This is a genomic window from Neoaquamicrobium sediminum, assembly GCF_040970315.1.
In the GTDB taxonomy this organism is placed as follows: Bacteria; Pseudomonadota; Alphaproteobacteria; order Rhizobiales; family Rhizobiaceae; genus Aerobium; species Aerobium sediminum.
In genome coordinates this window covers 445,564-471,509 of sequence record NZ_JAZHFV010000003.1, presented here as the reverse complement: position 1 = coordinate 471,509, position 25,946 = coordinate 445,564, and the positions used below count along the sequence as shown (strand labels likewise).

General features: G+C 65.0%; 24 protein-coding genes. 22 read left to right on the top strand and 2 right to left on the bottom strand.

Going from position 1 to position 25,946, the window contains the following annotated elements:
- Together argS and V1479_RS12865 are read left to right on the top strand one after the other, a co-directional pair.
- Complete coding sequence (gene argS / locus V1479_RS12870) at positions 1-1,758, top strand: arginine--tRNA ligase (protein ID WP_368803234.1); 1,758 nt, start codon at positions 1-3, stop codon at positions 1,756-1,758.
- 102 nt (positions 1,759-1,860) lie between these two features.
- Positions 1,861-4,710 carry an SPOR domain-containing protein gene (locus V1479_RS12865; protein WP_368803233.1) on the top strand — a complete coding sequence of 950 codons (2,850 nt, stop codon included), beginning with the start codon at positions 1,861-1,863 and terminating at the stop codon, positions 4,708-4,710.
- A 67-nt stretch (positions 4,711-4,777) separates the two neighbouring features.
- On the opposite strand, the gene V1479_RS12860 is transcribed toward V1479_RS12865, so the two are convergent.
- On the bottom strand, positions 4,778-5,686 hold the full coding sequence (locus V1479_RS12860) for an SDR family oxidoreductase (RefSeq protein ID WP_368803232.1): 909 nt from the start codon (positions 5,684-5,686) through the stop codon (positions 4,778-4,780).
- Between the two features lie 90 nt (positions 5,687-5,776).
- On the opposite strand from V1479_RS12860, the gene V1479_RS12855 reads away from it, so the two are divergent.
- The 14 genes from V1479_RS12855 (at position 5,777) to V1479_RS12790 (ending at position 18,995) form a co-directional block, all read left to right on the top strand.
- Complete coding sequence (locus tag V1479_RS12855) at positions 5,777-6,337, top strand: TetR/AcrR family transcriptional regulator (protein WP_368803231.1); 561 nt, start codon at positions 5,777-5,779, stop codon at positions 6,335-6,337.
- Positions 6,338-6,555: 218 nt separating this feature from the next.
- On the top strand, positions 6,556-7,761 hold the full coding sequence (cml, locus tag V1479_RS12850; RefSeq protein ID WP_368803230.1) for a CmlA/FloR family chloramphenicol efflux MFS transporter: 1,206 nt from the start codon (positions 6,556-6,558) through the stop codon (positions 7,759-7,761).
- Positions 7,762-7,845: 84 nt separating this feature from the next.
- Positions 7,846-8,802: a prolyl aminopeptidase gene (gene pip, locus V1479_RS12845; protein WP_368803229.1), complete on the top strand. Its 957-nt coding sequence runs from the start codon at positions 7,846-7,848 to the stop codon at positions 8,800-8,802.
- 27 nt (positions 8,803-8,829) lie between these two features.
- Positions 8,830-9,849 (top strand): beta-N-acetylhexosaminidase, encoded by a 1,020-nt coding sequence (gene nagZ, locus V1479_RS12840; RefSeq protein WP_368803228.1) that lies wholly within the window; start codon positions 8,830-8,832, stop codon positions 9,847-9,849.
- A gap of 42 nt (positions 9,850-9,891) precedes the next feature.
- Entirely contained in the window at positions 9,892-10,704 is an 813-nt protein-coding gene (locus V1479_RS12835; RefSeq protein WP_368803292.1) for a segregation and condensation protein A, read from the top strand.
- Complete coding sequence (scpB, locus tag V1479_RS12830) at positions 10,697-11,431, top strand: SMC-Scp complex subunit ScpB (RefSeq protein ID WP_368803227.1); 735 nt, start codon at positions 10,697-10,699, stop codon at positions 11,429-11,431. Before V1479_RS12835 ends, scpB begins: the two co-directional genes overlap by 8 nt.
- Positions 11,432-11,565: 134 nt before the next feature.
- The gene (locus V1479_RS12825; protein WP_368803226.1) at positions 11,566-12,660 is read left to right on the top strand and encodes an ABC transporter ATP-binding protein; all 1,095 of its coding nucleotides are present in this window, start codon (positions 11,566-11,568) and stop codon (positions 12,658-12,660) included.
- A 59-nt stretch (positions 12,661-12,719) separates the two neighbouring features.
- The gene (locus V1479_RS12820) at positions 12,720-12,944 is read left to right on the top strand and encodes a twin-arginine translocase TatA/TatE family subunit (protein ID WP_173191796.1); all 225 of its coding nucleotides are present in this window, start codon (positions 12,720-12,722) and stop codon (positions 12,942-12,944) included.
- Between the two features lie 47 nt (positions 12,945-12,991).
- Positions 12,992-13,597: a Sec-independent protein translocase protein TatB gene (tatB, locus tag V1479_RS12815; RefSeq protein WP_368803225.1), complete on the top strand. Its 606-nt coding sequence runs from the start codon at positions 12,992-12,994 to the stop codon at positions 13,595-13,597.
- A complete protein-coding gene (gene tatC, locus V1479_RS12810; protein ID WP_173191792.1) occupies positions 13,594-14,436 on the top strand; it encodes a twin-arginine translocase subunit TatC in 843 nt (280 codons plus the stop codon). The genes tatB and tatC overlap by 4 nt, the downstream gene beginning before the upstream one ends.
- Before the next feature lie 100 nt (positions 14,437-14,536).
- Positions 14,537-15,838 carry a serine--tRNA ligase gene (gene serS / locus V1479_RS12805; RefSeq protein WP_368803224.1) on the top strand — a complete coding sequence of 434 codons (1,302 nt, stop codon included), beginning with the start codon at positions 14,537-14,539 and terminating at the stop codon, positions 15,836-15,838.
- Positions 15,839-15,840: 2 nt separating this feature from the next.
- The gene (surE, locus tag V1479_RS12800; protein ID WP_173191788.1) at positions 15,841-16,608 is read left to right on the top strand and encodes a 5'/3'-nucleotidase SurE; all 768 of its coding nucleotides are present in this window, start codon (positions 15,841-15,843) and stop codon (positions 16,606-16,608) included.
- A gap of 5 nt (positions 16,609-16,613) precedes the next feature.
- Entirely contained in the window at positions 16,614-17,261 is a 648-nt protein-coding gene (locus V1479_RS12795; protein WP_173191786.1) for a protein-L-isoaspartate(D-aspartate) O-methyltransferase, read from the top strand.
- Between the two features lie 111 nt (positions 17,262-17,372).
- Positions 17,373-18,995, top strand: a complete 1,623-nt coding sequence (locus tag V1479_RS12790) for a peptidoglycan DD-metalloendopeptidase family protein (RefSeq protein WP_368803223.1) — start codon at positions 17,373-17,375, stop codon at positions 18,993-18,995.
- Between the two features lie 92 nt (positions 18,996-19,087).
- Here V1479_RS12790 and V1479_RS12785 read toward each other — a convergent pair whose 3' ends face one another.
- Positions 19,088-19,963, bottom strand: coding sequence for an ATP-binding protein (locus tag V1479_RS12785; RefSeq protein WP_368803222.1), 876 nt, complete (start codon positions 19,961-19,963; stop codon positions 19,088-19,090).
- Between the two features lie 181 nt (positions 19,964-20,144).
- On the opposite strand from V1479_RS12785, the gene yajC reads away from it, so the two are divergent.
- From yajC to V1479_RS12755, 6 genes are all read left to right on the top strand, one after another.
- Entirely contained in the window at positions 20,145-20,483 is a 339-nt protein-coding gene (yajC, locus tag V1479_RS12780; RefSeq protein WP_173191781.1) for a preprotein translocase subunit YajC, read from the top strand.
- A gap of 52 nt (positions 20,484-20,535) precedes the next feature.
- Positions 20,536-23,094: a protein translocase subunit SecDF gene (gene secDF / locus V1479_RS12775; protein WP_173191779.1), complete on the top strand. Its 2,559-nt coding sequence runs from the start codon at positions 20,536-20,538 to the stop codon at positions 23,092-23,094.
- A 10-nt stretch (positions 23,095-23,104) separates the two neighbouring features.
- Positions 23,105-23,494 (top strand): Mth938-like domain-containing protein, encoded by a 390-nt coding sequence (locus V1479_RS12770; protein ID WP_368803220.1) that lies wholly within the window; start codon positions 23,105-23,107, stop codon positions 23,492-23,494.
- A 1-nt stretch (position 23,495) separates the two neighbouring features.
- Positions 23,496-24,341: a phytoene/squalene synthase family protein gene (locus tag V1479_RS12765; protein ID WP_368803219.1), complete on the top strand. Its 846-nt coding sequence runs from the start codon at positions 23,496-23,498 to the stop codon at positions 24,339-24,341.
- 82 nt (positions 24,342-24,423) lie between these two features.
- On the top strand, positions 24,424-24,861 hold the full coding sequence (locus tag V1479_RS12760) for a hypothetical protein (protein WP_173191775.1): 438 nt from the start codon (positions 24,424-24,426) through the stop codon (positions 24,859-24,861).
- Positions 24,858-25,817 carry a sterol desaturase family protein gene (locus tag V1479_RS12755; RefSeq protein WP_368803218.1) on the top strand — a complete coding sequence of 320 codons (960 nt, stop codon included), beginning with the start codon at positions 24,858-24,860 and terminating at the stop codon, positions 25,815-25,817. The genes V1479_RS12760 and V1479_RS12755 overlap by 4 nt, the downstream gene beginning before the upstream one ends.
- Positions 25,818-25,946: the final 129 nt, after the last annotated feature.

Below are 25,946 nucleotides of genomic sequence, written 5' to 3'. Positions count from 1 at the left end.
ATGAACATCTTCGCGGATTTCGCGACCCGCATCGCAAAGGCCATCGAAACGCTCGACCTGAAGACCCCGGCGGGCGAGCGACCCGACCTTGCGCGCGTCACCGTCGAGCCGCCGCGCGATCCCAGCCATGGCGACCTGGCGACGAACGCGGCGATGGTGCTGGCCAAGGGGCTCGGTCAGAATCCGCGCGCGCTCGCCGAACAGATCGCCGGCGCGCTTCGCGATGACGCCGACGTGGCCGCCGCCGACGTGGCAGGTCCCGGCTTCGTCAATCTGCGGCTGGCCGACGGGTTCTGGCAGGCGCGGCTCGGCGACGTGCTCGACGCTGCAACCGAATACGGCAGGTCGACTGCCGGCGGCGGCAAGAAGGTCAATGTCGAATACGTGTCGGCCAATCCGACCGGGCCGATGCATGTCGGCCACTGCCGCGGCGCGGTGGTGGGCGATGCGCTGGCCAATATCCTGGGATTTGCCGGCTACGACGTCACCAAGGAATATTACATCAACGACGCCGGCGCGCAGATCGACGTGCTCGCCAACTCGGTGATGCTGCGTTACCGCGAGGCGCTGGGGGAAAACATCGGCGAGATTCCGGCGGGGCTTTACCCTGGCGACTATCTGGTGCCCGTCGGCAAGTCTCTGGCCGACGAATTCGGCCCGAAGCTTTTGTCGATGCCGCAGACCGAGGCGCTCGCGCTCGTCAAGGACCGGACGATCGACGCGATGATGGCGATGATCCGCGAGGACCTTGCCGCGCTTAACGTCAATCACGAGGTGTTCTTTTCCGAGCGCTCTCTGCATGCCGGCAATGGCGGGGCGATCCGCACCGCGATCAACGACCTGACGATGTCCGGCCATGTCTACAAGGGCAAGCTGCCGCCGCCCAAGGGGGAGAAGAACGACGACTGGGAAGACCGCGAGCAGACGCTGTTCCGCTCGACCGATGTTGGCGACGACATGGACCGTCCGCTGATCAAGTCGGACGGCGCCTACACCTATTTCGCGGCCGACGTCGCCTACATGAAGGACAAGATCGGTCGCGGTTTCGAACAGCTCGTATTCATTCTCGGTGCCGACCATGGCGGCTACGTCAAGCGCATGGAAGCGCTGGGCAAGGCGCTGTCCGGCGGGACTGTCGATGTGACGATCCTGCTGTGCAACCTCGTGAAGCTGTTTCGTGATGGCGAACCGGTGCGCATGTCCAAGCGCTCGGGCGAGTTCGTCACGCTGCGCGAGGTTGTCGACGAGGTCGGCCGCGATCCGATCCGCTTCATGATGCTCTACCGCAAGAATTCCGAGCCGCTCGATTTCGACTTCGCGAAGGTGACGGAGCAGTCGAAGGACAATCCGGTCTTCTACGTCCAGTACGCTTCGGCGCGTTGCCACTCGGTGTTCCGGCAGGCGAAGGAGCAGCTTGGCGATAGCTGGATCGAGCGCGCCTCGATGAAGGAGGCCGCCCGGCTGCTGGTCGACGAGGGCGAAATCGCCGTCATCCGCAAGCTGACGGAATACCCCCGGCTGATCGAGGCCGCGGCCCAGGCCATGGAGCCGCACCGGCTCGCTTTCTACCTCTACGATCTCGCGCAAGTGTTCCACGCGCACTGGAATCGCGGCACCGACAACCCGGACTTACGGTTTGTTAAGGTTAACGACCCACAATTGACGCATGCCAGACTGGGTCTGGTGCAGGCCGTTTCGGATGTTTTGACATCCGGCCTTGCGTTGGTGGGTGCCGAAGCGCCTGCGGAAATGCGCTAAGGTTCACCAAACGTTCTGTCACCTTTTACCCACAATGCGCTGGTAGGGCCAACCCCAAGTGACGTCGCCGGCGTCCGACCCAGTATGAGTGCGGGAAAAAGCATGGCAGACACAAACCAGAGCAGGCGCTCGGATTTTACGGAATTTTCGGACAACGATCCCTTCGCGGAATTGACGCGCATCATGGGGCAGGCCCCAAGAGCGCCCGAGTCCGCCAAGCCCGTTGCACAGGACGATTTCGACCTCGACCTCGATCTTGAAAAAGAGCTGATGGGCGATCTCGATTTCAGGGAATTCGACGAGCCGAAAAGCGAAGAGCCCGAGGCGCAGGCCTCGGAGCCGGAGTGGCAGCATGCTGCCGAGGCCGAGGACGAGTATCAGCCGGCGCAGCACCATAGCGAGTCCCAGCCGGTCGAAGCCGCCGACGCCTCCATCGATTTCGATATGGCGGCAGAAGCCTTCGTCGAGGACGAGGTGCACGCCTTCGATCCCGAGCCGGAGATGGTTGAGGACGATGCCGTCGAGATGGCGTCGGAGCCGGAGGCGGTTGCCGCCACCAGCTCGGTACCTGTGCAAGACGACTTCGAGATGTCGCTCGAGCGCGAACTGGTTGGCGAGGACGCCCGTTTCGAAGCTCCTTCCGAAGAGCCGGAGGCCTTCGAGGCAGAAACCTACGAGGGGGGTGCTTACAACGCCGCCGAAGCTACGCGTACGGAAGAGCCTGTCGATTTCGGGGCGGAGGAATCCTCGCCAGCGTCCGCCCAGGGCGACGACGGCATGGCCGAGGTTGATATGGATTTCGGCATGCTGGAGCAGGAGCTCGCCGCTGCCGTCGAGCCTGCCATCGCGCCGTCACGCGCGATCGACCCCGCCGCCGACGACTGGCAGCCCGAGCCGTTTGCCGAAAGCGAGCCTGAAGCGACTTCCAGCGAGGAGTCATTCGGGCCGGTCTTTTTCGCGCCCGCAGATGAGACGGAACCCGCACCCGAAGAGAGTGTTGCCGCAGAACTCAGCCTTGAAGACGAGCTGAGTGCATTGCTTGGCGAGGGCTCAGCGCAGCCTGAAGCGGCGCATGAGGAGCCGCAACCGATCGTTGCGCCCGTGGCTGTAGCGCCAGTCGACGACTGGAAGCCTGCCGTCAGCACATTTGGCCGCTCGAACTTCGCGGCGATGCGCGAGACTGCGCCGGCTGCCGAGCCTGCTGAAGCGCCGGCTGCCGAGACGCTGACCGCCGAGACCTACGAGGCCGAGGAAGCGCCTTTTGAGGCCGAGGCGGACACGCCGCTCGAAGATACCTTCGCCGAGATATTCGGTCTCGATTCCGAGCCCGAAATCAAGGAACCCGAAAGCCAGCCGGAAATGCAGCAGCAGCCCGAGGCCAGCGGCGTCGAGGCGCTTGCCACATGGCAGCCTGAACGGACGTTCAGCCCGGCTGCTCCAGGGGCAGCGGCGGCGGCCAGTGCCGCGCCGGACATCGAGACCATCGACGTTGCCGAGTCCGCTCAGGCCATGGTCGACGATCTCGACATTCCAGAACCCGATTATGGCGCACCGGCGCCTTCGAACGGTCTCTACGACGATCTCGAGGGCGAGATCGCGCAGGCGTTCGGCGACATGTCCATGGACGAGCCCGCGCCGGCAGCCCAGCCGTCGAGCGCACCCGAGTGGGGTGTTGCAGCCGCGGCCACCGGAGCCGCTGCCTATGCAGCGACGGCTGCCTCCTCGGCATCGGCTGCGCAAGCCTCCCATGATCACCAGCAGCCATCGGCCGATGCCTACGCTGTCGGCGAAGGGCAGTGGCAGACGGATAACGGGTTCGCGGACGACGATTTCAACTACGAGACCGATCTCGAACAGGCGATCGCCATGTCCTCCTACGAGGACGAGCCGGTTGCCCGGACCTATCCGCGCAACCGCAACCTGATGATTGCAGCGGTCGTTGCGGGCGTGGCCGTGGTTGGCGGCGTTGGTGTCTTCGCGATGTCGCTTTTCGGCGGTGGCTCCGATGAGCCGGCTATCGTGCGCGCCGGCGACGATCCGATGAAGGTGCGGCCGGAAAATCCCGGCGGTACGACCGTGCCTAACCAGGACAACGAGGTCTATCAGCGCGTCACAGGCGGCGCCTCGGACGCGGCGCCGGAGCAGGAGCGGCTTATCAGCACCTCCGAGGAACCGGTCAATATCGAGGCCGGCAGCGAGCAGCAGGCAGCGCTCCCGTCCGCGATAGGCGAAGCTGTCGAAGAGCCGACGGCCGCAGGAAACGACACCGCCGCGGGCGAGCAGAACGTTGCCGCAGCCGCACCGAAGGCAGACGATCGCATCGAACCGGTGGCCGAGGCAGAAGGCGTTGGAGCCAGCAACGACGTGCTGGCTGTCGCGCCGCGCCGCGTTCGCACTATGGTCGTTCGCTCGGATGGCACCATGGTGCCGCGCGAGGATCCGACGCCGGCGCAGCCCGAGCAGACCAATCTGGCCGCCGCCACCGTTGGCGATGCGCAGCCGCTGGCGCCAGCAGGCGCAGACGCCCAGGATGAAGGGCCGTCGGTCGAGACACCTGCTACCGTTTCGGTCGTGCCTTCGCAGCGCCGCGAACCGCAGCAAACCGCAGCGGCCGCACCGCAGCAGCCGGTGGTTCAGCAGCCTGCAACGCAGACGCCCGCGGCAACGCCAGTCTCTGCGCCGGCCGCTGCAGCACCCGCGGCAGGGGCCAGCGCGTGGTCGATGCAGATCGCCTCGCAGCCGACCGCCGAGGGCGCGCAGGCTACCTACCAGGATCTTGCGCGTCGTTACGGCAACGTGCTGGAGGGCAGGGGCGTGAACATCGTGCGCGCCGACATCGATGGCCTCGGCACCTATTACCGGGTTCGCATTCCGGCCAACACGCGCGACGAGGCGATCCAGCTCTGCACCCGCTACAAGGCGGCCGGCGGAAGCTGCTTCGTCTCGCGCTGACGCGTGATCCTCAGCCGCGAAATATAAAGCCGCCGCGCCTCAAAGCGCGGCGGTTTTTTTATGGGCTCTACCTGTAGCCGGTTGTATCCGAGGGCTTTCCGGCTTCGCGCACTTCGGTGATGTAGCGCCATGCGTCCGGTTGCGACCCATCGAGATCGGTGAAGCCGTAGACCTGCGCGAGCTGGCCGCTGGAGAGCGACTGGCCGTTCCAGCGGGCCCGCTCGGGGTCGGCAGCGAGGGCCGCGACGGCGCGGCCGACATAGCGTGGTGTTTCGGAGATCGCGAAATCTGGCTCCTTCGCCGTGGCGTCGTGCCAGTTCTCCTCCGAGACCCCATAATGCTCCAGCATCATTTCCGAGCGCAGCCAGCCGGGCGTGAGCGAAACTGCGGTTGCGCCGTGCGGCGCGAGGTCCTTCGCGTGCGCCCAGCCCAGCCGGTTGATGGCCACCTTGGCGAGATCGTAGAAGGGCGAAATGCGGTAGTGGTCGGCGTTGTAATCGGCAGTGCCGTCGGTGACCTCGACCAGCAACCCGCCGGGCCGTTCGATCAGCAGGGGCAGGGCGTGGTGCGCTGTGATCAGGTGCGTGTCGATCGCCAGACGCAGCATGCGCAGTCCCTTCTCGAGGTCGTGTTTCCAGACGGGCGTGTCCCATTCCACGAACAGTTCGCCGCCCCAGACATCGTTGACGAGCACGTCCAGACGGCCGTGTTCGGCACGGATGCGAGACACAAGCGCGGCCACCTGGTCCGACTCCAGGTGATCGACCGGCACGGCGATGCCGTGGCCACCCAGCGTATCGACCAGCTCGGCCGTTTCCTCGATCGTCTCGGGCCGGCGATATTCCGACTGCCGGGTGCGCGTTGTGCGTCCAGTCACATAGACGGTCGCGCCGGCCGCACCGAGTTCGGCTGCGATGCCGCGTCCGGCACCGCGGGTGGCGCCGGCTACCAAAGCGACTTTGCCTTGCAGTTTCATCGTGATTTCCTCATTCATCAGTCGCGGCAGGTTGCTCCGCGCGGTTCGATTATTTATAAACAAACATTCGTTTACTAACGTGAAGGCAGCATGGCAAGACCCCGGAAGATGCCCGACGAGGCGATTTTCAACCATGTTCATGTGCTGATGCAGGAGCGTGGCGCGGAAGGCGTGACATTCGCATCGGTGGCCGAACGCAGCGGGCTTTCCGGCGCGACCCTGGTGCAGCGGTTCGGCACCAAGCAGATGCTGGTGCATGCCGCCCTGGTTCACGCGTGGCAGGGGCTGGAGGAACGCACGAGGCGTTTCGCGGAAGAGGCCGAGCGCTCGCCGCAAGGGGCGGTGCTGCTGCTTCAAAAGCTGTCCGGAAGTTACGGCGACATCGACACCTACGCCGACAACCTGCGGATATTGCGGGAGGATCTGCGCGATCCGGAGCTGCGCGCGCGCGGCGCCGCGTGGGTTGAGACACTTGTGGCGGCACTCGACCAATGTTTCGCGGCGACACCCGGCGCGCCTGAGGGCGTCGGACGGCTGATGGTCGCGCAGTGGCAGGGGGCGCTGCTGCTGTGGGGGTTCTCGCCGGACGGGGCGGTCGACCTTTTCGTGCGTGACCATCTGGAGCGGTTCGTGCGAGCGCTGGCGCGCTAGCTGGACCTTGGCGCTTGCCTTGCGGTCATTGACGGCTGCTGGTATGAGCCAGCCATTCATTCGCCGACACGACAGCCGAGTAGTCGCCATGGGTTCGAAAAAAGCAGACCGGTAAGCCGCAACAGCCTTCTTGTTGTTGCGGCGTTCTGTTCGATCCCAACCTTTCTTTAGCGACGCAGATCGCCGCCGAATCTCATTCATTCGTGCGGATTTTCGATATGCCTATCCAACAACCCCGGCTGTGGACCTACAGCCTGCCGGTGGCGCGTGCGCTGCTGGCTCCCTTCAACCTGCTCGCATCGCTTGGCATGGACATCTACCTGCCGGTGGTTCCGTCGATGCCCGGCATCCTAGGCACCACGCCGGGCGTCATCCAGCTTACGCTGACGCTTTACATGATCGTGCTCGGCGTGGGCCAACTGCTATTCGGGCCGCTATCGGACCGGATCGGCCGCCGCCCTGTGCTGATGTGCGGGGCGCTGCTGTTTGCCGGCGCGTCCTTCGCCCTGGCGTGGACGGAAACGGCGTGGCCATTCCTGGCGCTGAGGCTCGCGCAGGCGATCGGCGCGTCGGCGATGCTGGTCGCGCTGTTCGCGACGATCCGCGACGTCTATGCCGAACGGCCGGAAAGCACGGTCATCTATAGCCTGATGAACGCGATGCTGGCGTTCGTTCCTGCGCTCGCGCCTATTGCCGGGGCATTGATCGCCGGCGGTTTCGGCTGGCGCGGCATCTTCGTGGCGCTGGGATTGCCGGCCGTTGCCATGCTGGCGATCGCATTGCCGACCTGGCACGAGACCCGGCCGATACAGCGGGCGGGCTCAGGCGGGAGCGGTTTCCTGCCGATCCTGCGCAGCCCTGCCTTCTGGGCCTATACCTGCGCATTTGGCACGGCGATGGGCACGTTCTTCGTGTTCTTCTCCACGGCGCCGCGTGTGCTGATGGCCGGTGCGGGCATGAGCGAGCTGCAATTCAGCCTCGCCTTCGCCACCGTGGCGCTGGCGATGATCGTGACGACCCGGTTTGCCAAGAGCTTCGTCGCTCGCTGGGGCATTCCGGGAAGCGTGGCTCGCGGCATGATCCTGTTGCTCGTCGGTGCGGCAATGCTGCTGGCAGGCCAGCTGTGGCTGGAGCCGTCCTTCGTCGCGTTCATTCTGCCGATGTGGCTCGTGGCCGTGGGCATAGTCGTTACCACCGCGGTGACGGCGAACGGCGCGCTGCAGGAATTCTCCGACGTTGCGGGAACGGCCGTGGCGCTGCATTTCTGCATCCAGAGCCTGATCGTCGGCGTGGTGGGGACGGTGTTTGTGCTCGTCCTTGATGGCGATACGGCATGGCCGCTGATCGGCTATGCGGCCGCGATGGCGATCGTGACGCTTGCTGCCATCGGCGGGCTGACGCGGCGTGGCAAGGCGCAACGGTGATACGAGCCGGGCGGCGGTTGGCCGCCGCCCGGTCGGGCGCCTCTGGGCGATTGACCGTGCCGCCCGGCGCTATATCAAGCGGGTATGACGAAGGAACCTTCCAGGGAGCCGTTGGATTCCGGCCTGCTGCGAATGCGGGATGGAGCCGAAATCTATTGGGAGACGTCGGGCAATCCTCGCGGCAAGCCCGCCCTCTATCTCCATGGCGGCCCCGGCAGTGGTCTTCGTTCCGGCAGCTACCGCAGCCACTTCGATCTCGAACGTTATTTTCTGATCGGTATCGACCAGCGCGGTTGCGGCCGCAGCCGCCCCTCAGTCAACGAGGCGCCAGAAAGCCTGCAGGCAAATACCACTCAGGCACTCATTGAGGACATCGAAGCGGTGAGGGGGCATCTTGGCGTCGCCCGGTGGCTTGTTTCCGGCGTCTCGTGGGGCACGACGCTCGCGCTCGCCTACGCCCTGGCGCATCCGGACCGGGTGACGGAACTTGCGCTGGTTGCGGTGACGACCACCAGTCGCGAAGAGGTCGACTGGCTCACCGAGGGTATGGGCCGGGTTTTCCCGGAAGCCTGGCTGCGGTTGGAGGCAGAATCTGGAAGGACGGCCGGCGAAAGGATCGTGGAAGCCTATGCGCGGCGGCTGGCGACCGGCGAGCCGCACGAACGACAGGCGGCAGCGCGCGCCTGGAATGCCTGGGAATCGGTGCACATCTCGCTCGACCCGAACTGGACACCAATTGAAAGCCGCTTCGACGAGGCGCGGGGACTAGCCTTCGCGACGCTCGTCACGCACTACTGGGCGAATGACGGGTTTCTGCGAAATGGCGACGAGATCGTGTCTCGCATTGCCGACATCGGTCATATTCCGGCGATGCTGATCCACGGTCGCCGCGACATCAGCGGGCCAGCGATAATCGCATGGCGGCTGCATCGTTCATGGCCGGCGAGCCGGCTGCATATCGTGGAGAGCGAAGGCCATGGCGGCCCGGAATCCTTTGCGATGTTGCGTGCTGCGCTCGACGCCTTCGCCAAGGTGCGCTGAGGCCCGCGAGCGGCTATGATTCCGCGCATGAGCGAATCAAAAGCAATGATCCTTGGGGCGTCGGGCACGACGCTCACCGCCGACGAGAAAGCCTTCTACCGCGACGAGCGTCCGTGGGGGTTTATCGTCTTTGCCCGCAACGTCGCCGAGGTCGAGCAGATGCGCGACCTGACCGCCGCGATGCGCGACTGCGTCGGCCGGCCGGATGCGCCGGTCTTCGTCGACCAGGAAGGCGGGCGCGTTCAGCGCCTGCGGCCACCGCTGGCGCCGGCCTATCCGTCTGGTTCGGCGCTGGGCGCGCTCTACAAGAGCAACCGAGAGGCCGGATTGCGGGCGGCATGGCTGATGTCGCGCCTGCATGCGTTCGACCTGCTGAAATGCGGTCTGAACGCCGACTGCCTACCGGTGCTGGATGTTCCGGTCGAGGGTGCACACGACGTGATCGGCAGCCGCGCCTACGGCAAGGACCCGGAGACCGTCACCGAGATGGGCCGCGAGGCAATGGCGGGTTTGCAGGCCGGCGGCGTGCTGCCGGTGATCAAGCACATGCCGGGCCATGGCCGCGCCTTCGCCGACAGCCATCACAACCTGCCGACCGTGGATGCTTCGCTCGATGAACTGCGCGCCCATGACTTCGCCCCATTCAAGGCGCTGAGAGACGCTCCAATGGCGATGACGGCGCACGTCGTCTACACCGCCATCGATCCCGACAATCCGGCCACCACGTCGGCCAAGGTCGTTGAAGATATCATCCGTGGGGAAATCGGCTTCGAGGGGCTGCTGATGAGCGATGACGTCTCCATGAACGCGCTTTCTGGGGATTTCGCGCATCGCACGGCTGGAATTGTTGCAGCGGGCTGCGATGTCGTTCTTCACTGCAACGGCGTTATGGACGAGATGCGCGCCGTTGTGGGGCGCGTTCCTGCGCTTTCGGGCGAGGCGCTGGCGCGTGCCGACCGGGCGCTGACGGGCCTGGGCAGACGGGACGACCAGGCCGAAGCGGCCTTCAGAGAGGAATTCGCCGCCTGGTTCGAGGCGGTGGCATAGGAAACCGATTTGAGCGCGAGCGCAGACAAAAAGGCCACGCCGATGGAGCGGCTCTGGGCCGATGGCGAGGAGAGCCGTGGGGTCTCCGAGCCGGCGCTTGTGGTCGACGTCGACGGTTTTGAGGGGCCGCTCGATCTGCTCTTGCACCTGGCGCGCAACCAGAAGGTGGACCTTGCCCGCATTTCGGTGCTGGCGCTGGTCGAGCAGTACATCGCCTTCGTCGAAAGCGCGCGGCGGCTGCGGCTGGAGCTTGCCGCCGATTATCTGGTGATGGCCGCGTGGCTGGCCTTCCTCAAATCGAAGCTGCTGATCCCCAAGCAGCCGGGCGACGACGGCGAGAGCGGCGAGGAACTTGCGGCGGTGCTTCAGTTCCGGCTCAAGCGGCTGGAGGCGATGCGTGACGCGGCGGCGCGTCTCGTCAACCGCAACCGGCTCGGCCGCGACGTCTTCGCGCGCGGCATGCCGGAAACGGTGATCATCGACAAGCGCAACGAATACACGGCCTCGCTCTACGACCTGCTGACGGCCTACGCGGCGCAGCGCCAGCGGCAGGCGATCACCAATGTGCGCATCGCAAAGCGGGGCGTGTGGTCTCTCAAGGAAGCCCGCGAGATCCTGACCCGCCTTGTCGGCGAAATCCGCGACTGGACCTCGCTCGACACGTTCCTGATCCGCTACATGACAACGCCGGAAGAGCGGGCGACGGCGATTGCCAGCTCCTTCGCGGCCAGCCTCGAACTGGTGCGCGAGGGCGCAATCGAGGTTCGGCAGGATGCGCCTTTCGCGCCGCTGTTCCTGCGCGGGCGGGCCAAAGCTGCGGCCGAGCCGGCACCCGGAGAGGTGATCCATGACTGAGAGAGGCGCCAACGTCATTCCATTCGCGCCCGAGACCGGAGACGAGGCGGACATGGACAATCCGGCCGGTGGCCTGCATCTGGCCGAGGCCGTGCGCATGGCTGAAGCGATCGTCTTCGCGTCTGCCGAGCCGGTGTCGCACAAGGCGCTTGCGGCGCGCCTGCCTGAAGGCACCGACGTGCCCGCCGTGATGGAAGAAGTGCGCAGGCAATATGAAAGGCGCGGCGTCAATCTCGTGCGGGTCGGGGACGCATGGGCGTTCCGGACTGCGGGCGATCTCGCATTCCTGATGAGCCGCGACGCGGTGCAGCAGAAGAAGCTATCGCGCGCCGCGCTCGAAGTTCTCGCGATCATCGCCTACCACCAGCCGGTGACGCGCGCGGAAATCGAGGAAATCCGCGGCGTGGAAACCTCCAAGGGCACGCTCGATCTGTTGCTGGAAACCGGTTGGGTGCGCATGCGCGGGCGGCGGCGCACACCCGGACGCCCGGTCACATACGGCACAGCCGAAAGTTTCCTCGACCATTTCGGGCTGGAGGAAATCCGGGATCTGCCGGGCATGGACGAGCTCAAGGGGGCGGGCCTCCTCTCTGCCCGGATGCCGTCGAACTTCGCCGTGCCGCAGCCCGCGGCCGATCCTGACGCGCTCACCGACGACGAGGATCCGCTGACGGATATAGACCTCGAGGAGCTGGGTCTGCTGACGCCGCGCGTTACGGACGACTGACTCTTTCAAACCGGTGGAACATGGCTTACATGCTTTCCCGCGCAGCCGATCGGTTGCGCGGCATTTTTTCGTGCGAGTTGCTGCCAGCCGTCCCGAAACGCTAAGGGGATGCTGGCGGCAAGGGAAGATCGGTGATGGCGGTAGCGGCGACAAGGGTGACGGCAGGCGTTTCATTCGCCGCGCGCCTTGCGTTCGACCGGATCAGCCACGCGTTCTCGCCATCTGCTGCCACGCTGCATGATGTGTCGCTTGCGGCGGAACCCGGCGAGGTGCTGTGCCTGCTCGGGCCGTCGGGTTCGGGCAAGACGACGCTGCTGCGGATTGCTGCCGGCATCGAGACCCAGACGCGTGGCAGCGTCTATCTCAACGACCAGGAGATTGCCGGCCCCAATGTGTTCCTGCCGCCGGAGCAGCGGTCCATCGGCCTCGTCTTCCAGGATTTCGCGCTCTTTCCCCATCTGACGATCCTGGAGAATGTGCGCTTCGGGCTGACGGCTCTTTCGCGCGAGGAAGCAAAACGGGAAGCGATGATTTCGCTTGGCCGTGTCGGCTTGCAGGACTATGCGAACGCCTATCCGCACGTGCTTTCCGGCGGCGAGCAGCAGCGCGTGGCGCTGGCGCGCGCCATTGCCCCGCGTCCGGCCGTACTTTTGATGGACGAGCCGTTTTCAGGCCTCGATTCACGGCTGAAGGATTCCGTGCGCGCCGAGACGCTTGCGATCCTGCGCCAAAGTCGCGCAACCGCCATAGTCGTGACGCATGATGCAGAAGAGGCGATGCGAATGGGCGACCGCATCGCGCTCCTGAAGGATGGACGACTGGTCCAACTCGGCACGGCCGAAGAGCTTTACAACCGGCCGGCCAGCCTGTTTGCCGCCGGCTTCTTCTCGGAGATCAACGTCTTCGAGGGCAGGGTGGCCGACGGTGCCGTCGATACGCCGCTGGGCCGGTTCGAGGCTTCGGGACTGGCCGACGGCACAGAGGCATCGGTTGCGTTCCGGCTGTCTGCTTTCGATGTTTCGGCGACTGGCGGCGAGATACCGGCACGGATCGTGTCGCGCCGGTTTCTGGGTGTCGTGGAACTGCTTGAACTTGCTGTTCCCGGCGCCGATCGCCCGCTGCGGGCGCGGATCAGGTGCGGCGCTTTGTCCAGCCCGGAGCGTGAAATTTGGCTCACGGTGAGGAAAGCCGATGTGCTTGTGTTTGAAAGAACGAGCGAAAGCGCATAAATCAACCCTGAGGCCGCGGCGAGGCGGCTGAGGGAAACATTCGAAAAGAGAGCGAATTAATGGGTACCTTCTCTATCTGGCACTGGCTGATCGTTCTGGTCGTGGTGCTGCTGCTGTTCGGCCGTGGCAAGATTCCGGAACTGATGGGCGACATGGCCAAGGGCATCAAGAGCTTCAAGAAGGGCATGTCCGACGACGACGAGGCGGATTCCGCCAAGACGGTCGAGCACCGTTCCGACGAGACGGTCGCGTCCGCCAAGGAAAAGGCCGGCAAGACGTCCTGACGCGCTACCGCGCGCCGCAGCCCTTCCCGTCGCGGAGTTGACGAACGATGTTTGACATCGGCTGGCCCGAAATGCTGGTGATCGCGGTCGTATTGATCGTGGTCGTCGGGCCCAAGGACTTGCCCAAGATGCTGCGCACCTTTGGCCGGACGACGGCCAAGCTGCGTGTCATGGCCGGCGATTTCCGCAAACAGTTCGACGAGGCCCTCAAGGAGGCCGAACTCGACGATCTGAAGTCGGTCGCCGACGACATGCGCGCGCTCAATCCGAAGAACGAGATCAGGAAGGCGCTCTCGCCGATGGAAAAGGCGGCGCAGGACGTGCGATCCGGCCTCGATGCGGCGATGAAGCCGACCAAGCCCGCCGCGGCGGAGCCCGCACCAGCCGAGGCGAAGGCCGCCGAGCCGTTAAAGACGGGCGCGACCGCCATGCCCGGCGAGGCGGCAGCCGCAACGAAGCCGTCGCCCAAGGCGCCTGCGAAGGCCAACGGCGCAGCCGCGCCGGCCACCAAGAAGGCTGCGGCACCCAAGCAGGCGGCAGCCAAACCCTCAGCCAAGACGACCGCGGCCAAGAAGCCTGCTGCTTCATCTGCGAAAGCGACCGCAGCTCCGAAGAAGGCAACCAAGCCCAAGAGCGGCGGAAACGCAGCATGACCACCCCTGAAGATGACGAGATCGACAAGTCCTCGGCGCCGCTGCTCGAGCATCTCATCGAACTGCGCTCGCGGCTCATGTGGTCGCTGGGCGGGTTCTTCATCGCTTTCCTGATCTGCTTCTATTTCGCCAAGGGGCTGTTCAACCTGCTGGTTCTGCCCTTCCAGTGGGCGACCGAATGGGCGGGGCTCGATGCGTCCAAGGTCGACCTGATCTATACCGCGCCGCAGGAATTCTTCTTCACGCAGATCAAGCTCGGCATGTTCGGCGGGCTGATCATCGCTTTCCCGCTGATCGCCACGCAGCTCTACAGGTTCGTGGCACCGGGGCTCTATCGCAACGAGCGCATGGCGTTCCTGCCGTTCCTGGTGGCCTCGCCGATCCTGTTCCTGATCGGCGCGGCGCTCGTCTACTTCTTCTTCACGCCGATGGTGATGTGGTTCTTCCTGTCGATGCAGCAGGTGGGCCCCGACCAGGAAATCCAGATCTCGCTGCTGCCGCGCGTTTCCGAATATCTCGGCCTGATCATGACGCTGATCCTGGCCTTCGGGCTGGTGTTCCAGCTTCCGGTGGTCACGACGCTGATGGCGCGCGTGGGACTGATCTCGGCCGCGACGCTGGTCGACAAGCGCAAATGGGCGATCGTCATCGCCTTCGTGGTGGCGGCCGTGCTGACGCCGCCCGATCCGGTCAGCCAGATCGGCCTCGCGCTACCGACAATCATTCTCTACGAGATCTCGATCTGGCTGGTGAAGCGCATCGAGAGGACGAGGGCGCGGGAAGAGGCGAAGCGCAAGGCGAACGAGGACGAGTCGGGCGAGCCGAACCCGGCTGAGTGACCGGCGCGGGCGCTGCCCGCCGCTTGACGCTTGCTTCGAATCCAATTGCGGTTTACCCCCTCGGACGCCTTTCATGGCTCACCGAGGACGTTGCCACACCATGCTCGACATCAGATGGATTCGCGAAAACCCGCAGGCCCTTGCCCAGGCGCTGGAGAAGCGCGGGCAGTCCGGCGAGGCCGCGCGATCGGTGGTCGACGATCTGATCGCCAGGGACGAGGCGCGGCGGGCGCACCTCGTGGCGCTGCAGGAGAAGCAGGAACGCCGCAATGCCGCCTCCAAGGAAATCGGCAACGCGATGCGGGCGGGAGACTCGGCGCGCGCCGAAGAACTCAAGGCAGAAGTCGCCGGGATCAAGGAATTCATTCAGTCGGGCGAGGCGACCGAGCGCGAGCTCGACAAGGCGCTCGCCGACGCGCTCGCGGTCATTCCCAACCTCCCGCTCGACGACGTGCCGGTCGGCAAGGATGAGGCCGACAATGTCGAAGTGCGCCGGGTGGGCGAACCGAAGCGCTCGAACTCGTCGAAGGAGCATTTCGAGCTCGGCGAGGCGCTCGGCCAGATGGATTTCGAGCGCGCGGCAAAGCTTTCCGGATCGCGCTTCACGGTGCTTTCGGGCCAGCTCGCGCGGCTGGAACGCGCCCTCGGCCAGTTCATGCTCGACCTGCACGTGACCGAGCATGGCTACACCGAGGTGCAGCCGCCGCTGCTGGTCCGCGACGAGGTGCTGTTCGGCACCAACCAGTTGCCGAAGTTCGAGGACGACCTGTTTTTCGTAAAGCATGGCGACGGCCGGCTCGGGCTCATCCCGACCGCCGAGGTTTCGCTGACCAACCTCGTGCGTGAGGAGATCGTGGCGACGGACAAGCTGCCGTTGCGCTATACCGCGCTGACGCCGTGTTTCCGTTCAGAGGCCGGCTCGGCGGGACGCGATACGCGCGGCATGCTGCGCCAGCACCAGTTCTACAAGGTCGAGATGGTCTCGATCACGGACCAGGAAAGCTCGATTGCCGAGCATGAGCGGATGACGGAATGCGCCGAGACGGTGTTGAAGCGCCTCGGCCTGCCGTTCCGCACCGTGGTGCTGTGCACCGGCGACATGGGCTTCGGGGCGCGCAAGACGTACGACATTGAGGTGTGGCTGCCCGGCCAGAACAGCTATCGCGAAATCTCGTCCTGCTCGGTCTGCGGCGATTTCCAGGCGCGGCGCATGAACGCCCGCTACCGCCCCACCGAGGGCAAGGGGGCTGCATTCGTGCACACGCTCAACGGCTCGGGCGTCGCGGTCGGCCGCGCGCTGATCGCCGTCATGGAAAATTACCAGAACGAGGACGGCTCGATTAGCATTCCGGAAGCATTGCGGCCCTATATGGGTGGCATCGAGAAGATCGAGGCTGCCTGACGATGCGTATCCTTCTGACGAATGACGACGGCATCCATGCCGAGGGGCTCCAGGTGCTGGAGCGGATCGCAAGGCAGTTCACCGACGAGGTGTGGGTCGTGGCGCCGGAGACCGACCAGTCGGGCTTTGCGCATTCGCTGTCGCTGTCGGAGCCGCTGCGCATGCGCAAGGTGCGCGACAAGCACTATGCGGTGCGCGGCACGCCGACCGACTGCGTCATCATGGGCGTGCGCAAGCTGATGCCGGAACCGCCGGACCTGATTTTGTCGGGCGTCAACTCCGGCTCCAACGTCGCCGACGACGTCACCTATTCCGGCACGATCGCGGGCGCGATGGAGGGCACGCTGCTCGGCATCCGCTCGATCGCCCTGAGCCAGGGTTATTCGGTGACGGAAGAAGGCCGCACGGTGCGGTGGGAGACGACCGAGCATCACGCGCCGGCTGTGCTCAAGAAGCTGATGGGGCTGTCTCTGCCCGAAAACGTCTTCCTCAACCTGAATTTCCCCAATTGCGGGCCCGACGACGTGAAGGGCGTGACCGTCACGAGCCAGGGCAAGCTCGTTCACGGGCTTTGGCTCGACGAGCGCAAGGACGGCCGCGGCTTTCCGTATTTCTGGCTGCGTTTCGGGCGTGAGCCGGGCGAGGTGCGGGACGGCACCGATCTCGCGGCACTTCGGGCCGACCAGATTTCCGTGACGCCGCTGCACATGGACCTGACGGCCTATGCCGTGAAGGACCAGATCACCAACGCATTGGCAAAGGCCGGGTGACGGGCATGGACGAGGCGGAACGCGAGAAGTTTGCCGCCTTCCTGCTGCGCATGCGCGCTGCCGGCTTTACAGACCGGGGCCTGATCGCCGCCTTCGAGGCAACCCCGCGCGCCAGTTTCGTGCCGGCGCAATGGCGGGCCGATGCGTGGTCCGAACGCATGGTGCCGATCGAATGCGGCGAGGCGATCGAGGGGATCGACCTGCAGATGCGCGCGCTTGCAGCACTCGACCTGCAGCCCGGCTGCCGGGTGCTCGAGATCGGTACCGGCTCCGGCTTCACGGCCGCGGTGATGGCGCGGCTTTCGGCACGCGTGCTCACGCTCGACCGGTTCAAGACGCTGGTGCAGCTCGCGCGTCAGCGCCACGAGGCGCTGGGCATCTCCAACGTGCTGGCGCGGCAGGCCGACGCGGCCAACGGCGCGCCTGCCGAAGGGCCGTTCGATCGCATCATCGCGTGGGCTGCCTATGAGGAACTGCCGCGCGGCTTTGTCGACCAGCTTTCGACAGGCGGAATCATGGTCGCCGCAATCGGCCCGGCCGAGGGCGTTCAAGTGATGGAAAAGCTCGCCAAGCTCGGCAGCCGCTTCGAGCGGACGGAAGTTGCCCAGGTGCGGCTGCAGCCAATGGCGACGGGTGTGGCCGCCGCACTTTAAGTTGCAAATACCGCGCGACCTGAAATTTGCCGTATTCGGTTTAACCGACCAGTAACATTAACGCGCTTTAATCAAGCCTGTCTTTGGTATCGAGTAGCGCGGGTTGGTTTGATGCGTATCGGAGTTTCAGGCACATATCGGCGCACCCTGGCGCGCGGCGCCGCGGTGCTTCTCATCGGCGGCACGGCTGCGGGCTGCAGCTCCGACGTCAGCCGTTTTCAGGATTCGATCCTCACGGGTTCGGCTCGCCAGCAGCAGATCGCGCCGGTCAACCAGCCCTATCCTGGCGACACGGCGCAGCTCGATCAGACAACGACCGCCTCGATAGCGCCGGCACGGCGCGGCAGCGGGATTCTGAATCGCTTCGGCAGGGCGCCGCGTCCGGATGGGGACGTTCGCAGCGGTGCCGCGCAGGTCGCGGCCACGCCGATGCATAGCACCTGGCAGCAGCAACAGCCGACTTATGCCGCTCCTGCAACCCCCGCTCCGCAGCCGGTCGTCCAGCGGGCGAGCCTCGACACGACCGCGACCGGCAGTACCGCACCGGCGCCGCAACCGGCTGCGCCAGCCGTCCAGCCTCCGGTCGTGCAGGCTGCCCAGCCGGTTCCGGCTGCTCCACGCCAGCCCGAGATCGCGTCGCGCGACAACGAGGGTGGCTGGTCACGGGCAGGGGGCACGCAGGTGCCTGTCCGCCAGGGCGAAACGGTCTATAACCTCTCGCGCCGCTTCGGCGTGCCTGTCGATGCGATCTTGAAGGCGAACGGGCTTTCGAGCGCCGACGCGCTTGCCGCAGGCCAGCAGGTTATCATCCCCACCTATGTCCATTCGGCGAAGGCGCCGGTCAGCGCGCCAGACGCCAACAGCAATGTGGCGGATGCCCGGTCCTCGACGGGAAGCCGTTTCGACGTGCCGAACGATCGCGTCCCGGTTCCCGGCAAGGCGCCAGCCGAGCGGCTGGCGGTGTTGCCGCAGCAGCCCAAGCTCAAGGAAGAGCAGCCGGGTACGCAGACAGCGGCCAACGACACGCAGCGTGGCGCCGCGAACGGCCGCAGCTATACCGTCGCGTCCGGCGATACGCTCAATGCGATCGCGCGGCGAACCGGTGTTAGTGCCGAGGCGCTGAAACAGGCCAACGGCCTCTCCAGCGGCCTGATCCGCATCGGCCAGACGTTGACGATCCCGGCAGCCGGCGCTCCGGTCCAGGTCGCGCAGCGTACGGACCAGACCACGACCGGCACCGTCAAGCCATCCGCGCCCGAGCCGGTGGCGGCCTACACGCCGCCCAAGCAGGCGCAGCCGGCGGAAAAAGTCATCCAGCAGGCCTCGCTGAACCCGGAAAGCGCGCCCGATGCCACCGGTATCTCGCGCATGCGCTGGCCGGCGCGGGGTCGTGTCATCTCAGGGTTCGGCGGTTCTTCGGGTGGCAAGAAGAACGACGGCATCGACATTGCCGTGCCGACGGGCACCTCGGTGCGCGCCGCCGAGAACGGCGTCGTCATCTATGCCGGCGACGGGCTGAAAGAATTCGGCAATACCGTGCTGGTGCGTCACGAAAACGGCCTGGTGACCGTTTACGGCCATGCCAGCGAGATCAACGTCCAGCGTGGCCAGAAGGTGCGCAGGGGCGAGGAGATCGCCAAGGCCGGCATGAGCGGTTCAGCGGATACACCGAAGCTGCACTTCGAGGTGCGCAAGGACTCCGCACCGGTCGATCCGGCCGGCTATCTCGAATAGAACTCGCGAGACGACGCGGTCCGTTTCGTCTCCAGTCCGGACCGTTCGCTTACGCCCGCCTCACGAGGCGGGCGTTTGTTTGGAGCTCGCCGCTAGTCCAGCCGTTTGCCGAGCCGGCCTGCAAGGTCCTGGGTGAACTGCCAGGCGACGCGACCCGAGCGGCTGCCGCGCGTGGTGGCCCATTCGAGCGCGTCGCGGCGCAGTTCTTCCGGATCGACCTCGAGACCGTAGTGGCGCACATAGCCATCGATCATCGCCAGATAATCGTCCTGCGAGCATTTGTGGAAGCCGAGCCAGAGGCCGAAACGATCGGAGAGCGAGACCTTTTCCTCGACCGCCTCGGCCGGATTGATCGCCGTCGAGCGCTCGTTCTCGATCATGTCGCGCGGCAGCAGGTGGCGGCGGTTCGAGGTCGCATAAAAGATGACGTTGGTGGGCCGGCCCTCGACCCCGCCTTCCAGGGCAGCCTTCAGCGACTTGTAAGACGTATCGTCGTGGTCGAACGATAGGTCATCGCAAAACAGGATGAAACGGAACGGGGCGACCTTGAGGATGCTCATCAGTCGCGGCAGCGTGTCGATATCCTCACGGTGGATCTCGATCAGTTTCAGGGGGGCTTCGCCCTCGGCGCGGTCGCGGTTGATCGTCGCATGGGCCGCCTTGACGAGCGACGACTTGCCCATGCCGCGCGCGCCCCACAGAAGCGCATTGTTGGCCGACAGGCCGTCGGCGAAACGGCGCGTGTTGTCGATCAGGATGTCGCGCACACGGTCGATGCCGCGGATCAGCTCGATCTCGACGCGATTCACATGCGGCACGGGTTCCAGCAGGCTGCGCTCGGCAGACCAGACGAAGCAATCGGCCACCGTCAGATCTGTCGCGGCCGGTTCGCGAGGGCTTAGCCGGGAAACGGCTTCAATGAGGCGATCGAGCTTTTGTTCAAGCGTTTCAGGCAGTTTATCGGTCATTTCTGCTGTCTTTTCATGCTATGCGGTCATCGACATCGCCTAGCACGGGCGTCATGGGGGGAAAAGCCATGCAGGGCCGGGCGGTTACAGTTGCATTGGCGCAGCCAGCGATTATATTCCGGCCAGCTTCACGGGGGCCGGCTCGCCGGTCCCTTCGCGCATTTGTCTCAGGAGTTTGACCATGTTCGTTACCCCGGCATACGCCCAGGCGATGGGCGGCGGCCCCGATGTTTTCATAAGCATTTTGCCGTTCGTCCTCATCTTCGTCATCATGTATTTCCTCATCATCAGGCCTCAGCGCCAGCAGATGAAGCGGCGCGGCGAAATGCTGGCGGCCGTGCGGCGCGGCGATACGGTGGTGACCGGCGGCGGCCTCATCGGCAAGGTGACCAAGGTGATCGACGACAACGAGCTCGAGATCGACCTGGGCGGCGGCAACAAGGTGACGGCGCTGCGCTCCACCATCGCCGACGTGCGCGTTAAGGGCGAACCCGTCGCCAACCAGAACGCCAAGAAATAACCGTATTCGGGACGGAAGCGGTTCTTTTTCCGTCTGACCTGGACGTAACCTGATGCTCTATTTCTCGCGCTGGAAGACGATTGCGATCTGGCTGACCGTGCTCATCGCATTCGTTGCCGCCGCGCCGAACGTGATCCCGCAGTCGACACTTGCCTCGATGCCCGACTGGCTGCCGAAGCGCCAGCTCACGCTTGGCCTCGACCTGCAGGGCGGTTCGCATATCCTGCTGCAGATCGACCGGGACGACATGATCGCCGACCGGCTGGAGACAGCGCGGGACGATGTGCGCATCGCGCTGCGCGACGGGCGCATCGGCTATACGGGGCTGTCCAGTGCCGGGCGCAGCGTTCAGGTGCGGGTGCGCGACGCGGACCAGATCGATGCTGCCAAGCAGGCGGTGGCGAGCCTGATAGAGCCGGTTTCGTCCGGCCTCTTCGGCGCGGGCAGCGTGACCGAGCTGGCACTGGAGGAGCCGGAACCCGGCCTTCTGCGGTTCACGCTCACGGATGAGGGTATCGATTACCGCCTGTCGACCGCGCTCTCGCAGTCGGTCGAGGTGGTCAACCGGCGCGTCAACGAGCTCGGCACGACCGAACCCATCATCCAGCAGCAGGGTAACGACCGTATTTTGGTGCAGGTGCCCGGTCTCGACGACCCGCAGCGCCTGAAGGACATTCTCGGCCAGACGGCCAAGCTGACCTTCCAGATGGTGGACCAGTCGATGCCCGCGGCAGAAGCCGTGCAGGGGCGGCCGCCTGCGGGCACCAAGGTGATGTATTCGACCGACGATCCGCCGGTTCCCTACATCATCGAGAGCCGGGTGATCGTGTCGGGTGAAAACCTGGTCGATGCGCAGACGAGCTTCGACCAGCGCACCAATGAGCCGGTCGTGTCGTTCCGCTTCGACAATCAGGGTGCGACGCGCTTCGGGCAGGCCACACAGCAGAACGTCGGCCGGCTGTTCGCCATCATCCTGGATGACCAGGTGATCTCGGCGCCGCAGATTCGCGAGCCCATCCTCGGCGGCTCGGGGCAGATTTCCGGCAATTTCACGGTGCAGACCGCTAACGACCTCGCGGTGCTGCTGCGCGCCGGTGCGCTGCCGGTGGACCTGAACATCATCGAGGAGCGTACGGTCGGACCGAGCCTCGGCGCCGACTCGATCGAGGCGGGCCAAATCGCGGCGATCATCGCGGCCGTTCTGGTGCTCGGCTTCATGACGTTCGGCTACAGCACGCTCGGCGTCATCGCCAATCTCGCGCTGATTGCGAACATGGTGATGATCATCGCCATACTGTCGGCGCTCGGAGCGACGCTGACGATGCCCGGTATCGCCGGCATCGTGCTGACGATGGGTATGGCGGTCGATGCCAACATCATCATCTTCGAACGCGTGCGCGAGGAGCGGGCGAACGGGCGTTCCCTGATCCAATCCATGGATGCGGGGTTCCGGCAGGCGGTATCGACGATCGTCGATGCCAACGTGACGACCTTTATTGCCGCTGCGATCATGTTCTATGTCGGAACCGGACCGGTGCGCGGCTTCGCCGTGACGCTAGGCATCGGTATCATCACCACGGTCTTCACCGCCTTCGTGGTGACCCGCTGGATGGTCGCTTTCTGGATTCGCACGCGCAAGCCCAAGGACCTGCCGAAGGGGCTCATCTCCTTCATTCCGGAAGTCACCAAGTTCCGGTTCATGTTCCTCCGGAACTTCAGCTTTGCCGCATCGACCATACTGTCGGTGCTGGCGATCGTGCTCTTCTTCACCGTCAGCATGAATTATGGCATCGACTTCCGCGGCGGTTCGATGATCGAAGTTCAGGCGAAAGCCGAAGCGGCCGATGTCAGTGACGTTCGCGGGCGGCTGGAAACGCTGAACCTCGGTGAAGTCCAGGTGCAGGAATTCGGCACGCCGCGCGAACTGCTTATCCGCATTGGCACCCAGGGCGGCGGCGATACGGCGGAACAGTCGGCGATCCAGCTCGTCCAGGATGAGCTCCAGAACGACTACGACTTCCGCCGTGTCGAGGTGGTGGGACCGACGGTCTCGCAGGAACTGGCGCGCGCCGGCACGATCGCCGTCGTCATCTCGCTGATCGCGATGCTGGTCTATATATGGCTGCGGTTCGAATGGCAGTTCGCCATCGGCGCCGTTGTGACGACGATCCACGACGTCATCATGGTTGTGGGCTTCTACGTCGTGCTGGGGCTGGAGTTCAACCTGACCAGTATCGCGGCGGTTCTGACGGTGGTCGGCTATTCGATCAACGATACGGTTGTCGTGTACGACCGAATCCGTGAGAATCTGCGAAAATACAAGAAGATGCCGATCGCCGAGCTGATCGACCTGACGGTGAACCAGACGTTGTCGCGTACGGTCATGACCGGCGTGACGACGCTGCTGGCGCTGATTGCTCTGTATCTCTTCGGTGGCGAGGTCATCTCCTCCTTCACGCTGGCCATGATCTTCGGCATCATCATCGGCACCTACTCCTCGGTGTTCGTGGCGGGGCCGATGCTGATCCTGTTCAAGCTGCGCCCGGACATCTTCGGGTCGGAGGCCGAAGCACCCAAGGCAGACGCCACTGCCACGCCGACGAAGGCCTGAGCCGGGCGGAATGAGCAGCGGCATCATCATCCGCGACGCCCACTATCCCGGGCGTGCGTCGATCGAAGCCTATGGGAATGGCGGCTTCCGCTTTGCCGAGATGTCGCATCGGGGCTCCATCCTGTGCCTGCCGTCGGGCATCCATGGCTGGGAGCCGGACGATGCGTCGGGTCTTGGCGAGGACGATTTCAAGGCCGTCGTCGAGCAGGCAGCGGAGATCGACATCCTGCTCGTCGGCACCGGCATCGAGATGCGGCCATTGCCGGCCGCTTTGAAAGCAACGCTGCGCGAGGCGGGTATCCACGCCGATCCGATGTCGACGGGGTCGGCCGTGCGGACCTACAATGTTCTTCTTGCCGAAGACAGGCGGGTCGCAGCCGCGCTGATCGCCGTCGATTGAGATGACGGGCGAGAATACCGACGCGGACCTTTCAGCGCTTAGGCAGGGCGACCCCGATCGCTACCTGTCGACGCTCTACGCGGCTGCCGACAAGCGCGCTGCGCTGGCCGTTATCTACGGCTTCAATGCAGAGATCGCCGGCATCCGCGACCGTATCCACGAGCCGCTGCCGGGCGAAATCCGCATCCAGTGGTGGCGCGACGCGCTTGCAGGCGGTGCGCAAGCGACGGCCGGCCATCCGCTCGCCTCGGCGCTCTCGGACGTCATCGCCCGACACAGCCTGCCGCTGGATGCCTTCGACCGCTATCTCGAAGCGCGCGTCTTCGATCTTTACGACGATCCGATGCCCAGCCGCACGGACCTCGAAGGTTATTGCGGCGAGACGGCCTCGGCCCTCATTCAGCTTGCGGGGTTGGTGCTTGCGCCAGAGGCTGCTGCCGGTTTCGCCTCGGCCGCCGGCCATGCCGGCTGCGCTCAGGGGATTGCCGGGTTGTTGCGGCTGCTGCCGCTGCATCGGTCGCGCGGACAATGTTACCTGCCTGCGGATGTTCTGGCTGCAGCCGGAACAAGCCGCGAGGATTTCCTCGCCGGCAGCGACCGGGCTGGGACCGCGCGCGCGATTGCGGCGATGGTTGCGCTCGGCCGCGAGCATGCGGCGCAATTTGAAGCGGAGGCGAGGGGCATGCCATCCGCGCTGCGGCCGGCCTTCCTGCCTGCCACGCTGGCGCCAGCCTATCTCGATCGGGTGGCCGCGCTCGGTGATGAAGCGGCCACGCAGCCGGCGGACATTTCGGCGTTGCGCCGCCATTGGACGCTGCTGCGCCGCGCGATGCGCGGTTGGGGATAGGTGGTAATTCCCTCTTTGACGTCGTGTCGCTCGCCAAGCTAGCATTCTGCGTGGAGCCGGGCTCCGGGAGGGAATGCACAGGATGAGCCTGACGCTGCTCGTCATCATCGTCGTTGCCGGCATCGCGGCCGTCGTGATTGCCGTGCACCTGACCGGCGGCAGCGCTCGGGCGCAACTGGACGGCCAAGAAGCGGCGCGAAAGCGCTTTGCAGAGGATTTTCCCGATCTCGTTCCTGCGTCCGTCTGGCTGACCAAGGATCGGTGCGCTGCGATCCTCGGCCTGAATGGCGGCCGGATCGGGATCGTCCACGCGCTGGGCGGTAAATTTCTAACACGACTGGTGACCGCCGACGATCTTGTCGGCACGCCGCGCGCGAACGACGCTATCGTGAGGGTGCGATTGCGCGACTTCACATGGCGAGGCGGTGTCCTGGCCTTCGACGATGTGGAGGAGGCGAGGGCGGTTGAGTCCGCGTTCGCCGCGCTGCGTAAGGCCGCGCTTTGGGAGAAGGACCGATGAACGAATACCAGTTTCCGGCGGTCACGCAGCTTGCGATACCCTTTTTCGTCGCCGCCATCCTCATCGAGCTGTGGCTTGTGCGCACCGGGCGCGCGCGTGGCGAGTTCGAAACGCGCGACACGCTGACCAGCCTGCTGATGGGCACCGGTAATGTCGTTTCGGGCCTCCTGCTCGGCATCGTCTCCTACACCGCATTGCTGTGGCTGTGGCAGTTCCGGTTCTTCGACCTCGGCCTATCGGTTTGGGTGTTCGTTGTCGCCTTCCTGCTCGATGACCTGCGCTATTACTGGTATCACCGCATCGCGCATCGCGTGCGCTGGGTGTGGGCGGAACACGTCAACCACCACTCCAGCCAGCACTACAATTTGTCGACGGCGCTGCGGCAGTCGTGGACCGGGCTCTTTACCGGCATGTTCGTGCTGCAGGCGCCGCTGGTGCTGCTGGGTTTCCACCCGGCCGTCATCGCCTTTGTGTTCGGCTTCAATCTCGTCTGGCAGTTCTGGATCCACACCGAGACGATCGGCAAGATGTGGAAGCCGATCGAACTGGTTTTCAACACGCCGTCGCACCACCGCGTGCACCATGCCACCAACCCGCGCTACCTCGACGCGAACTATGCCGGGACGCTCATCATCTGGGACCGCATGTTCGGCACTTTTGTCGAGGAACTCGAGGAAGACCGCCCGCGCTACGGCATTGTCAAGAATATCGGCACATTCAACCCGCTGAAGGTGGCGTTCCACGAATGGATCGGCATGTTCAGGGATGCGCTGTCACCCGGTCTGACAGTCCGCCAGCGGCTCGGCTATCTTTTCCAGCCGCCCGGCTGGAGCCATGACGGCTCTCGCGAGACGTCCGAAAGCCTGAAGGCGGCCTATGTACGCCGCAATCCCGCAGAGGCGGGCAAACCGGGCCTGCCCCCGTCAGTGGCGGTTTCCGCTCCGGCAGCCGATTGAGCCACGCAAAGGCGCTTGTCTGTCCACAACCTGGCGCTGCGATAGACATCACCGGATGAGCGGCGTAATTGCATGCCCCATGGGAGGGAATGCAGTGCGCGCCTGCGCGCGCCAAACTGAAAGGTCGAC